The sequence below is a fragment of the Lysobacter sp. F60174L2 genome, from assembly GCF_052547135.1.
In genome coordinates this window covers 1,033,977-1,046,677 of sequence record NZ_JBQWRA010000001.1, presented here as the reverse complement: position 1 = coordinate 1,046,677, position 12,701 = coordinate 1,033,977, and the positions used below count along the sequence as shown (strand labels likewise).

General features: G+C 69.8%; 8 protein-coding genes and 1 pseudogene. 4 read left to right on the top strand and 5 right to left on the bottom strand.

Translation table 11 applies throughout. The features are described from left to right. Nucleotides 1-142: 142 nt before the first annotated feature. The gene (locus tag ACT9AS_RS04770; RefSeq protein ID WP_445098957.1) at nucleotides 143-3,103 is read left to right on the top strand and encodes a TonB-dependent receptor domain-containing protein; all 2,961 of its coding nucleotides are present in this window, start codon (nucleotides 143-145) and stop codon (nucleotides 3,101-3,103) included. Between the two features lie 48 nt (nucleotides 3,104-3,151). Here the strand turns inward: ACT9AS_RS04770 and ACT9AS_RS04765 are convergent, their stop codons facing one another. The 5 genes and pseudogenes from ACT9AS_RS04765 to ACT9AS_RS04745 form a co-directional block, all read right to left on the bottom strand. Continuing rightward, entirely contained in the window at nucleotides 3,152-3,955 is an 804-nt protein-coding gene (locus ACT9AS_RS04765; RefSeq protein WP_445098956.1) for an endonuclease/exonuclease/phosphatase family protein, read from the bottom strand. A 7-nt stretch (nucleotides 3,956-3,962) separates the two neighbouring features. Beyond that, nucleotides 3,963-4,859, bottom strand: coding sequence for a thioredoxin domain-containing protein (locus ACT9AS_RS04760; RefSeq protein ID WP_445098955.1), 897 nt, complete (start codon nucleotides 4,857-4,859; stop codon nucleotides 3,963-3,965). Further along, nucleotides 4,856-5,656, bottom strand: a complete 801-nt coding sequence (locus tag ACT9AS_RS04755) for a thiol:disulfide interchange protein DsbA/DsbL (protein ID WP_445099035.1) — start codon at nucleotides 5,654-5,656, stop codon at nucleotides 4,856-4,858. Before ACT9AS_RS04755 ends, ACT9AS_RS04760 begins: the two co-directional genes overlap by 4 nt. 108 nt (nucleotides 5,657-5,764) lie before the next feature. Next, entirely contained in the window at nucleotides 5,765-6,439 is a 675-nt protein-coding gene (locus tag ACT9AS_RS04750; protein ID WP_445098954.1) for a DsbA family protein, read from the bottom strand. Nucleotides 6,440-6,755: 316 nt separating this feature from the next. Then, a pseudogene (locus ACT9AS_RS04745) lies at nucleotides 6,756-7,532 on the bottom strand (c-type cytochrome); the annotation flags it as partial. Between the two features lie 162 nt (nucleotides 7,533-7,694). On the opposite strand from ACT9AS_RS04745, the gene yihA reads away from it, so the two are divergent. The 3 genes from yihA (at nucleotide 7,695) to ppc (ending at nucleotide 12,619) form a co-directional block, all read left to right on the top strand. Beyond that, nucleotides 7,695-8,300, top strand: a complete 606-nt coding sequence (gene yihA / locus ACT9AS_RS04740) for a ribosome biogenesis GTP-binding protein YihA/YsxC (protein WP_445098953.1) — start codon at nucleotides 7,695-7,697, stop codon at nucleotides 8,298-8,300. Nucleotides 8,301-8,466: 166 nt separating this feature from the next. Further along, a complete protein-coding gene (locus ACT9AS_RS04735; protein WP_445098952.1) occupies nucleotides 8,467-9,843 on the top strand; it encodes a glutamate--cysteine ligase in 1,377 nt (458 codons plus the stop codon). 16 nt (nucleotides 9,844-9,859) lie between these two features. Further along, on the top strand, nucleotides 9,860-12,619 hold the full coding sequence (gene ppc / locus ACT9AS_RS04730) for a phosphoenolpyruvate carboxylase (protein ID WP_445098951.1): 2,760 nt from the start codon (nucleotides 9,860-9,862) through the stop codon (nucleotides 12,617-12,619). Nucleotides 12,620-12,701 lie beyond the last annotated feature (82 nt).

Sequence of the window (12,701 nt, the reverse complement as noted above, 5' to 3'; positions counted from 1 at the left end):
GTGGCATGGAGCCACGCCCTGTTTATGAATCTGGCGTAAATCCTCGCTGTTGCGGTTGTTTCACGAAATGCTTACAAACGGATGACGCCGCAGACAGGGGTGCGGCGATTTCGCAATCGTTTTTCTACGGAGAGAGAAGTCGATGAACGCACCCCGCCGCCACCCGTTGGCGAAAGCCGTCTCGTTGTCGCTGCTGGCCTTCATTCCGTTGCTTGCCACGCCCATGCTGGCCGCCGCGCAGGACCCGGAACCTGCCCCCGGCGCCACCACCCTCGACACCGTCCAGGTCACCGGCACCCGCATCAAGAAGGCCGAGATCGAGACCCAGACCCCGGTCCAGACGCTCAGCCGCGACGATATAGAGCGCACCGGGCTGACCTCGATCGGCGACATCCTGCAGGAGCTCACCGGCTCGGGCTCGGCGCTCAACACCAAGTTCAATTCGTCGGGCAACTTCGGCTTCTCGCCCAACGGCGATGGCGTCGGTGCCGGTTCGGCCCAGGTCGACCTGCGCAACCTCGGCGCCAAGCGTGTGCTGGTGCTGGTCGACGGCATGCGCTGGGTCAACGAGTCGTCGGCATCGGGCGTCGGTGCGACCACCGACCTCAACACCATCCCGCTCGCGATCGTCGAGCGGATCGACGTGCTGGAGGATGGCGCGTCCTCTCTGTACGGCTCCGACGCAATCGCCGGCGTGGTCAACATCATCACCCGGCGCAACTTCGAAGGCGGCCAAGTCACGCTCAACTACGGCGAATACGGTGAGGGTGACGGGGCGTCCAGGGGCGTCGATGTCGCGTGGGGCATGAACACCGAGCGCAGCAACCTGTTCCTCGGTGCGAGCTGGGTCGAGCAGGATGCGATCTCGGCCAACACCCGCGAGCAGTCGCGCTTCCCGGTGCCGGGCACCGGCCTGAGCTTCGGCAGCTCGGGCACCCCGCGCGGGCGCTTCATCATCACCGACCCGAACACCGGCGTGACCCACGACATCACGCCCAACGAGGGCGACAACGACCCGTTCTACGACCCGGCCCAGACCGGTTGCGAGCGCACCGACGGCTACCACTGCTTCGCCACCGCCGACCGCTTCAACTTCGCCGAGTACAACATGCTGCTGACGCCGTCGACGCGCACCGGCGTGTTCGGCCAGTACCGCTTCTACTTCAACGACAACGTGCACGCCTACGCCAAGGCGCTGGTCAACCGCCGCGAGTCGGTCAACCAGGCGGCGCCGGAGCCGATTTTCCTCGGCCTCGATGCCGGTACCGGCAATGCCTTCGCCGACGGCATGTTCGTGTCGGCCGACAACCCGTACAACCCGTTCGGTTTCGACCTGGCGTCGATCGACGACCCGGCCACGCCGGAGAACGAGGCCAACCTGATCCTGATCGGGCGGCGGCCTGTCGAGGGCGGGCCGCGCGTGTTCGAGCAGGTGGTCGACACCCAGTATTTCGGGGCGGGGCTGGAGGGCAGCTTCGAAGCCGGCGCGCGCACCTGGTTCTGGGACGTCAACTTCGCGCACAGTCGCAACGAGGCCGAGCAGACCAACTTCGGCAGCTACGACATCCGCAACATCGCGCTGGCGCTCGGCGATCCCGATGCCTGCGCTGCGGTGCAGGGCTGCGTGCCGCTCAACGTGTTCGGCGGCCCCGGCACCCTGACACCCGAGATGCTGGCGTGGATCCAGCCGGTGGTGCACGACCGCAGCGAGCAGGAGCTCAGCCAGTTCACCGCCAACGTGTCCGGCGACCTGTTCGAGTTGTGGGCCGGCCCGTTGTCGGCCGCCGCCGGCATCGAGCACCGCAAGTACGAGGGTTCCTACAACCCCGACCCGCTGACCGTTGCCGGCTTCTACAACGGCGTGCCGTCGCTGCCGACCTCGGGCGAGTACGACGTCAACGAGGCCTACGTCGAGTTCAACGTGCCTCTGATCGAGCAAGGGGCGTTCGGCAAGAGCCTCGACCTCAGCCTGGCCGGGCGCTACTCCGACTACTCGACCTTCGGCAGCCAGTTCACCCCGAAGTACGGCCTGCGCTGGCAGGTCGCCGATGAACTGCTGTTGCGCGCGACGTATGCGGAAGGCTTCCGCGCGCCGTCGATCGGCGAACTGTACGGTTCGGCCAGCCGCGCCGACCTGCAGATCGACGACCCCTGCCTGGTCGGCGTCGACGGCAGCCCGGCGACCGGCGATGCCGCCAACTGCGCGGCGCTCGGGGTGCCGCCGGGTGCGGTGCAGACCAACTCGCAGATCTCGGTCACCACCGGCGGCAACGACCAGTTGCAGCCGGAGACCGCCAACAGCTTCACCGCGGGCATGGTGTACAGCCCGGGCTTCGGCGCCAACGCGTCGTGGTCCGACCGGCTCGACCTGGAACTGACCTTCTACCGCCACAGTATCGAGGGCGCGGTGCAGGCGATCGATGCGCAGACCCAGCTCGACCTGTGCGTGGAGACGCTGGATCCGCTGTACTGCGACGGCATCACCCGCACCTCGGTCGGCAGCATCAACAGCTTCGGCAACCGCCTGACCAACCTCGGCTCGATCAAGACCGACGGCTGGGACGCCGATGTGTTCTGGACCCTGCCGGAAACCGCGGCGGGCCGCTTCAAGCTGAGCTGGCAGAACACCTTCGTGACCCGCTACGAGGCGATCGGTGGCGCCGGCCAGGTGCAGCCGCGCACCGTGGGCATCGAGGTCACCGACAGCGCCATCCCGGACTGGACCTCGACCGCGGCGCTCGACTGGGAACGGGGCAACTGGAGCGCGGCGTGGGTGGTCCGCCACATCAGCGAGCTGACCGAGGATTGCGGCGACGCCGCCTCGTTCGCGGTCTGCAGCGACGGCGCGGTGGTCGGCCAGGACGACGACGGCAACGACATCTGGGCCGGCACCAACACGCTCGACGCGATTACCTACCACGACCTGCAGCTGGGCTATGAATTCGACTGGTTCAAGGGCCTGCAGCTGACCGGCGGCGTCAACAACGTGCTCGACAAGGATCCGCCGCTGTGCCTGTCGTGCTCGCTCAACGGCTACGACGCGTCGACCTACGACATCCCGGGCGGGCGCTACTACTACGTGCGGGCGAACCTGCGGTTCTGAGTCGCGAAAGCGGGAAGCAGCGGCCGGTGGCGTTTTCGCCGGCCGCTCCTACAGCAGTGCGCGGTGCGGCACGTCCAGTTCCAGCGAGATCGCCAGGTGGTCGGAACGCGCCGCCGGCATCGCGCAGGCACCCGAGCAACTCAGCCCGTCGCCGATCAGGATGTGGTCGATCGCGCGCTGCGGGCGCCAGCTCGGGAAGGTGTTGACCACGCAGTCCGGCGGTTGCAGCCGGGTGGCGCGGAACAGCGCCTGCATCTCGGGGCGGTCGATCGGGCAGTTGAAATCGCCCATCAGCACCGCATGCGGATGGTCGTGCAGCAGCTCGGCGATGAAGCCCAACTGCGCCATGCGCGAGGCGGCGCCGAGCGATAGATGCACGATCGCGACCGTCAGCCCCTCGTCGCCACCGCCGAAGCGGGCCAGCAACACGCCGCGGCCGCTGATCCGGCCCGGCAGCGAATGGTCGATGACCTCGCGCGGCTCCAGCCGGCTCAGCAGGCCGTTGGCGCTGGAGGCGACGTTGCCGACCCGGCGGTTGGGCTGGTGGCTCCAGTAGTCGAAGCCGCCGCGCTGGGCCAGGTAGTGGGTCTGGTTGGTGAAGCCGGAGCGCAGGCTGCCCGGGTCGCTCTCGTTGAGGCCGACGATGTCGTACTCGCCGGCCAGCTGGGCGATCTGGTCGAGGCTGCCGCGCTTGTTGCCGGCGGGCAGCACGTGCGACCAGCTGCGCGCGACATAGTCGTGGTAGCCGCGCGTGCTGGAACCGGCCTGGATGTTGGCGCTGAGCAGGCGCAGGCGTTGGCTGCCCGATGAAGGGACCTGGGCACCGGAGCGGTCGTGGCCGGGCGCGTCCATCGTCCGGTCAGTCGGTGCCGCCGTCGTCGCCCTGCGATGGTGCCGCTGCGGCATCGGCGGCAGGCGCCATGGCGGCGCGCTCCATCGCCACCAGGTGGTCGGTGATGCGCAGCATGTCCTCGAACGTCTTGCCCTGGACCCGGTACTTGCCGGCGACCACCAGCGTGGGCGTGGACTGCACGCCGCTGCGGATCATGAACTGCTTGCCGCGATTGACCTGGGCGTTGTTGGCGAAGCTGTTCATCTTGGCGAGGAACGCCTTCGGATCCGCGCCATAGGCGGCGTAGAACCCGGCGACATCCGCTTCCTCGGGGCTGTCGCCTTCGCCCGGCATGCTCTGCTGCACGTGGATGGCGTGGATCAGGTCGTTATGACTCTGCTCGACCAGGCCTTCGGATTCGGCCACGTAGAAGCCCTTCGCATACGGGATCCAGTCGGGTCCGAACGGGGCCGGCACGTAGGTGAAGTCGACATCGGCCGGCCGCTTGGCCTTCCAGTCGTTGGCGAGTGGCTGGAACGCGGCGCACGCCGGGCACACATAGCCGAATACCTCGACGACCTCGATCTTGCCGGGGCTCGGCCGATATGGCGCGCCACCGGCGATCACGACGTAGTCCGTACCGGCAACCGGTGCCGGGCCGACGGGCGGCACGATCGGGCCGGGTACGCGCTCGGGTGCCGCGGGCCTGGTTGCCGCAGCGGGTGTCGCGGCCGGTGCCGCCGACGGCGCGGCGGTCGACGGCGTGACGCTCGACGTGGCAGCCGGTGCGGCCGCATTGCCTGCCGGGGTCGCGGGCGTCGCCGTGCTGGTGGGTGCCGGCGCTTCGGGCGAGCAAGCAGCCAGTGCGAAAGCGGCGGCGAATGCCAGCCCGACGCCGCGCAGACGGACAGTGCGGCGGCTCATTCGCCTGCTCCCGTGGCCGGTGCGGCATCCGCGGACATCGCAGCCCGCTCCATCGCGATCAGGTGGTCGGCAATGCGCAACTGCTCATCGAACGGCGCGGTCTTGATGCGGTACTTGCCGTTGATGATCAGGGACGGCGTGCTCGGGTTGTCACTGCCGAAGCTGCGCTCGATGAACTGGCGAGCCTGGTTGAGTCTGGCGGTGATCGCGAAGCTCGACATGGTGCTGGCGAACTGCTTCGGGTCGACCCCGAACTGCGCGTAAAACTGGCCCAGTTGCTCGTCTGTCGGCAGCGGCTGCACCGGCAGGCTGCGGTCGACGTGGATCGCGCGGAACACCGCCTCGTGGCTCTGTTCGGCGACGCCCATCGTCTGCGCGGTGAAGAACGCCTTGGCGTACGGCATCCAGAAGCCGCCGAACGGCGCCGCCATCGGGACGAACTCGACGTCGGCCGGCAGACTGGCGGACCACGCGCTGACCAGCGGTTCGAACGTGGCGCAGTGCGGGCAGGTGTAACCGAACACCTCGACCACCTCGATCCTGTCGCCGCCGGCCTTGAACGGGGTGCCGCCGGGGATCACGACGTAATCGGTGCCGGCGACCGGAGCCGCGCCGGCCGGCGGGACGACGGGGCCGGGCGTGCGCGTGGTGTCGCCCGCAGCCGGCGCGGCGGTCGACGCCGGGGCGTTGCTGGCGGGGACGCTGGTGGCGGCGTTGCTAGCGGGGGCGGGTGCTTCCTGCGAACAGGCGGCCAGCGCAAGCGCGGCTGCGAGGGTTAGGCCGAGGCGGTACAGCATGGCCGGGCGCGGAATCATGGGCGGATCTCCATCAGGGAATCAGGTGGCGGCAGCGCCGCGGCTCCGGCAAGGATACCGGTCAGGCCCGCACGCCGATGTGCAGTGCGCTCAGTTCGACGCGCCGCGCTTGAGGCGGGCGCGTTCCATCTCCACCAGCGCCGTGGCGGTGTCCAGCAACTCCTCGAAACTGTCGCCCAGCACCCGGTACCGGCCGGCCACGATCAGGGTCGGCGTGCCCTGCACCCCGCTGCGACGCAGGAACTCGCGCGCGTGCTGCAGCCTGGCCGCGGTCGCCTCGCTGGCCATGTCGGCGATGAACTGCTCGGTGTCGGCACCGTAGGCGGCGTAGAACCCGGCGATCTCGGCCGGGGTGGCGTTGCTGACCGGCAGGCTGTGGGCCTCGTGCAGCGCGTTGAATACCGCACCATGGGTCTTGCCGAGCAGGCCCTGTGCCTTTGCCGCATGGAACGCCTGCGCATACGGGATCCAGTAGCCGCCGAACGGCGCCGGTACCGGCACGAACGAAACGTCCGCCGGCAGCCCGGCCTTCCACTCGCTGACCAGCGGTTCGAAGTGGGCGCAGTGGATGCAGGTGTAGCCGAAGACTTCGACCACTTCGATCCTGCCCGGCTGTGGCGCGAACGGCTCGCCGCCGGCGATCTCGACATAGTCGGTGCCCGCCACCGGTGCCGGGCCGGGCGAGGCGGCGAGCGCCGACAGCGGAAACAGCGCGGACAGCGACAGGACGGCATGCAGCGCGAGGCGGGGCAATGCGGATTTCATCAGTGGGCTCCCTTCTGGGACGGGCATAAAAAACGCCGACCGCAGGTTACGGTCGGCGCAATGAACAACAGGAGTCTGGACTGGGACCGCGCAAGGCGCCGCGAGTTCCGTCGCGCCGGGCGCGGGCGTGCCGTGCCTGTCCGGATCAGCCTTCGCCTTCGGGCCCGGCGGTTTCGTCCGGGGTCGCGGTGTCGGCCGGCGCATCGCTGTCGGCGGGAGCCGCGCCGTCCGCGGCATCGACCGCATCCGTGCCGGCCGCGCCCGCGTCCGGGACCACGCTCGGGGTGGTGCCGGGGCCGCTGGAGGTCACCGCCAGCGCCGGCGCGCCGGCGATGGCGACGTCGTTCGCGCTCGGGTGCAGGCCCTGCAGGTAGCTCGCGAGCGCGCCGATTTCCTGGTCGGTCAGCTCGCTGGCGACGGTCGCCATGATGTTGAACAGGTGCGGCTCGCGCTGGGTGGTGGTACCGGCGCGGTACTCCTCCAGCCGGCGCTGGGTGTAGGCGGCCTGCTGGCCGGCCACGTGCGGGTAGGCCGGGCCGGGGTTGCCGGCGCCATCGGGACCGTGGCACGCCATGCACGCGGGGATGCCGCGCTCGGCGTCGCCGGACAGGAACAGCTGCTCGCCGATCTCGAAGAACTTCATGTCCTTGTAGGGACCGTCCGCAACCACCGCGTCGTCGGCCACGCCGGCACCGGAGGTCTGGGTGGCGTAGTAGGCGCCGACGTCGCGGGCGTCCTGCGCGCTGAGCATGTCGGCGAACGGCTTCATCACCGCGCTCATGCCGGTGTTGCGCTCGCCGCTCTTGAACAGGGCGATCTGGTGCGCGATGTAACGCTCGCTCTGGCCGGCCAGTCGCGGGTACTGCGGGTCGGTCGGGTTGCCGTCGAGGCCGTGGCAGGCCGCGCAGGTGCCGGCCAGCGTCGCGCCCTTGGCGGCGTCGCCCCAGGTCGTCGTCGCGGCCACGTCCTCCAGCGGCGCGGTCTGCACCGGCTCTGCATCCGGGATCGGGGTGACCGTGGTCTGGGCATAGGCGACGGCGGCTGCCGCAAGGGCAACAAGGCCGGCAAAGCCGAGGACGCGGGCGTGGCTCATTGGGATTGGCTCCGGAAAAACACTGAAGTGACGCCCGCAAACGGCCGTCGGAACCGCAGAATTATCGTCGCGGGGCGCAGGCGGGTCAACGCGAAGGCCCCGGATCGGTGCGCAGGAGCGCTCCACGGCCACCTCGCGACCCCGCCGTGCGATCCTATCGCGATGGCCAATCCCCTTGCCCGCGCCCGGTACATGCTGGCGGCGCACAATCCGCGGCAGTTGCCGCCCGACGGCGGTTTCGAGGTCGCGTTCGCCGGCCGCTCCAACGCCGGCAAGTCCAGCGCGCTCAACGCGATCTGCCAGCAGAACGCGCTGGCGCGGGTCTCCAAGACCCCCGGACGGACCCAGCAGCTGGTGTTCTTCGACATCCCACCGACCACCGACCGCTTCCTGGTCGACCTGCCCGGCTACGGCTACGCCAAGGTCCCCAAGGACCTGCAGGCGCACTGGCAGGCCTTCATCGACAAGTACTTCGGCACCCGCGAGGCGCTCAAGGGGCTGGTGGTGGTGATGGACATCCGCCACCCGCTGAAGGACTACGACCGGCAGATGCTCGGCTACGCGGTCGGCCGCGGGCTGCCGGCGCACGCGATCCTGACCAAGGCCGACAAGCTCGGCCGCGGCGCCCAGGGCAACGCGATGCAGGCGGTGCGCAAGCAGATGCAGGCCGAGTTCGGCGATGCGGTCAGCGTGCAGGTGTTTTCCGGCGAATCCAAGCAGGGCGTCGACGAGGCCCGCGCGGTGATCGGCGGCTGGCTGCAGCTGTAGGCGCCGTCGCGGCGCGCGTGCAGTAACGGCCCATTGTCCCGGGGATGGGCTGGAGCGTTGCGGCTCGATGACATTCGATCCCCTGCGCCTCTCGCTACACTGCGCTGATTCCCGCGAATGCCGGCAGCACGCCGCGTCGCCGGCTCCCCCGTCCAGCGAGGTGCACGTGTCCGGCCCCAGCCACGTCAAGGATGTTCCGATCGAAGCCGGCGCCGCCGGCCGCGCGCAGCTGCTCGACTTCCTGGTGTCCGGCGCGCGCGCGCGCGACGACTGGAAGATCGGCACCGAACACGAAAAGTTCGGCTTCCGTACCGATGACCTGCGCCCGCCCGCGTTCGACGGCGAGCGCGGCATCGAGGCATTGCTCAAGGGCCTGGTCCGGTTCGGCTGGGCACCGGTCGAGGAGCACGGCCGCGTCATCGCGCTGACCCGCGATGGCGCCTCGGTGTCGCTGGAGCCCGCCGGCCAGCTGGAACTGTCCGGCGCTCCGCTCGAATCGCTGCACGACACCTGCCGCGAAGCCGCCACCCACCTGCGCGAAGTCCGCAGCGTCGCCGAGCCGATGGGTCTGGGTTTCCTCGGCATGGGCTTCCAGCCCAAGTGGCGGCGCGACGAAATGCCGTGGATGCCGAAGGGCCGCTACAGGATCATGCGCGAGTACATGCCCAAGGTCGGCACGCTCGGGCTCGACATGATGACCCGCACCTCGACCGTGCAGGTCAACCTCGATGTCGCCTCCGAGGCCGACATGGTGAAGAAGTTCCGGGTGTCGCTGGCGCTGCAGTCGGTCGCGACCGCGCTGTTCGCCGACTCGCCGTTCACCGAGGGCAAGCCCAACGGCTTCCTCAGCTACCGCTCGCACATCTGGACCGACACCGATCCGCACCGCACCGGCCTGCTCGACTTCGTGTTCGAGGACGGTTTCGGCTACGAGCGCTACGTCGACTACCTGCTCGACGTGCCGATGTACTTCGTCTACCGCGATGGCGCCTACATCGACGCGTCCGGGCAGTCGTTCCGCGACTACCTGGCCGGCAAGCTGCCCGCGTACCCGGGCCATACCCCGACGCTGCAGGACTGGGCCGACCACAGCACCACCGCGTTCCCCGAGGTGCGTCTGAAGAAGTACCTGGAAATGCGCGGCGCCGACTCCGGCCCGTGGAACCGCATCTGCGCGTTGCCGGCGTTCTGGACCGGGCTGCTGTACGACGACACCGCCCTGGATGCCGCATGGGACATGGTCAAGGATTTCAGCCTCGCCGAGATCCATGCACTGCGCGACGGCGTGCCGCGGCAGGCGTTCAAGCTGCCGTTCCGCGACGGCACCGTGCTCGACCTGGCCCGGCGCGCGGTGCAGATCTCCGCCCACGGCCTGGCCCGGCGCGCACGGATCAACGAGAACGGCAGCGACGAGAGCATCTTCCTCGGGCCGTTGATGGAACAGGTCGAGGCCGGCATCACCCCGGCCGAACGCAAGCTGGAGCTGTTCCATGGCCCGTGGGGCGGCAGTGTGGACCCGGTGTTCAAGGAATTCGCGTACTAGGTTGTAGCCTTGGGGCATGACCAATGCCCCCGAATCATTCGACGAACCACTGCGTACCATCGAGTTCGGTGCCACCGACGCGCTGCTGCGCGAGGACGTCAAGACCCTCGGCACGCTGGTCGGCGAGATCCTCGCCGAGCAACGTGGCCCGGCTTTCCTCGATGAAGTCGAGCGCCTGCGCCGGGCCGCGATCGGCCGGCGCGAGAACGATGCGCCGGTCGCCGAGCTTGCCGGTGCGATGGCGACGTCGATCGCCAGCACCGACCTGCAGCACGCCAGCGACCTGGTCCGTGCGTTCTCGACCTATTTCCAGGCGGTCAACCTGGTCGAGCGCGTGCACCGCATCCGCCGCCGCCGCGAACACGAGCGCGCCGGCGACGGCGCCCAGCCCGGTGGCCTGCGCGATGTCGTCGGCAACCTGGCCCGGCAGGGTGTCGGCGCCGACGAGGTGGCCGCGCTGCTGCCGCGGCTGCGGATCGAACCGGTGTTCACCGCCCACCCGACCGAGGCGGTGCGCCGGGTACTGCTCAACAAGGAGCGCCAGATCGTCGCCGCGCTGGTCGCCGACATCGACCGCGGCCGCACCCCGGCCGAGCGCCGCGCCGACCGCGAGCGCATCCGCCTGGCGCTGACCGCGAGCTGGCAGACCGCCGAGGCGCCGACCGCCAAGCCGAGCGTCGCGGACGAGTTCGAGCACGTCGGGTTCTACCTGTCCGAAGTGCTGTACCGGGTGCTGCCGGTGTTCCACGAGGCGTTCGACGAGGCCCTGCGCGAGCACTATCTCGATGCGTCGCTAGCGTTGCCCGACGTGCTCGGTTTCGGCAGCTGGGTCGGCGGCGACATGGACGGCAACCCGAACGTCGGCGCGGCCACCATCGCCGCGACCCTCGCCGGCCAGCGCGCGCTGGTGCTGGACGCGTACCGGCGCGACCTCGATGCGCTCGGCGAACTGCTGAGCCAGTCGCAGGCCCGGGTCGAGGTCGATCCTGCAGTGCTGGCACGCGTCGACGAGTACCGCGGACTGCTGCCGCGCGCGGCCGAACGGCTGCACCCGCGCCACGCCGACATGCCGTACCGCAACCTCGTCAACCTGATGGTCGAGCGGCTGTGGGCGACCCGCCACGACGAACCCGCGGCCTATCCCGACGCGGCGGCGTTCGAGGCCGACATCGCATTGATCGCCGACAGCCTGCGTGCGAATCGTGGCGAGCATGCGGGCGGATTCGCGGTTCGCCGACTGCAGCGGCGCGCGCGCAGTTTCGGCTTCCACCTCGCCAGCCTCGACCTGCGCCAGGACTCGGCAGTGCACGATGCGGCACTCGCGGCGCTGCTCGACGACCCGCAGTGGGAGTCGCGCGATGCCGCCGACCGCGCCGCGCGCCTGCACGGGCTGATCGAAGGGCGTGCAAACGTCGCCAGCCCCGGCGACGAAACCGCGCTGTCGACCCTCGACGTGTTCCGTACCGTCGCCGAGCTGCGCCCGCGCTACGGCGACCGCGTGTTCGGCCCCTATATCATCAGCATGAGCCGCAGCGCCGCCGATGCGCTGGCGGTGCTGGCGCTGGCGCGACTCGCCGGATGCATCGAAGACGGTGAAGTGCCGCTCGACGTGGCGCCGCTGTTCGAGACCGTCGACGACCTCGACGCCGCGAACGACACCCTGCGCGAACTGTTCGCCGACCCGGTCTACCGCCGGCACCTGGCCACCCGCGGCAACCGCCAGGTGGTGATGCTCGGCTATTCCGACAGCGCCAAGGACGGCGGCATCGTCGCCTCGCGCTGGGCGCTGCAGCGCACCCAGATCGCCTTGACCGCGCTGGCCCGCGACAGCGGCGTGCGGATCGCGTTCTTCCACGGCCGTGGCGGTTCGGCCAGCCGCGGTGGCGGCAAGACCGCCCGTGCGGTGATCGCCGCGCCGCGCGGTTCGGTCGACGGTTATTTGCGGCTGACCGAGCAGGGCGAGGTGATCCATCGCAAGTACGGCATCCGCGCGCTGGCGTTGCGCGACCTGGAACAGACCACCGCTGCGGTGCTTCGCGCGACCCTGCGCCCGCGTCCGCCGGAACCGCGCGAGGCGCACTGGCGCGAGGTCGCCGCGCAGCTCGCGCTCGATGCGCGCGCGCATTACCGCGCGCTGGTGCACGAGCATCCCGACTTCGCGGCGTACTTCCGTGCCGCCACCCCGATCGACGTGATCGAACGGCTGCGGATCGGCTCGCGGCCCAGCAAGCGCGGCAGCAAGGGTGGCGTCGAATCGTTGCGCGCGATCCCGTGGGTGTTCTCGTGGGCGCAGAACCGTTCCGGCCTGACCGCGTGGTACGGCGTCGGCACCGCGCTGCAGCGGGCGATCGACACCCACGGCCGCGACGCCCTGGCCGAGATGGCGCGCGACTGGCCGTTCTTCGGCACCCTGGTCGACGATGTCGAGATGGTGCTGGCCAAGTCCGACCCCGGCATCTTCGAGCGCTATTCGCAGCTCGCCGCACAACTGCCCGAAGGCGACCTGCACGCGCGCCTGCACCCCGGCATCGAGGCCGAGTTCGAGCGCACCCGCGACGCCGTGCTCGCCGTCAAGGACGAAACCGGACTGCTCGCCCACGACCCGCGTCTGAGCCAGTCGATCCGCCTGCGCAACCCCTACATCGACCCGATCAGCCTGCTGCAGGTCGACCTGCTGGCCCGCTGGCGCGCAGGCAACCGCGAGGACGACGCATTGCTGCAGGTGCTGATGGCGACCGTCAACGGCATCGCCGCCGGCATCCAGAATACCGGTTGATGCCTGCCGGGCCCCCGCGGCCCCAGCGCTCCTACACGGCGCGGGGTCAGGCAACAGAGGCGCGGGGGCCAGGCAACAGAAG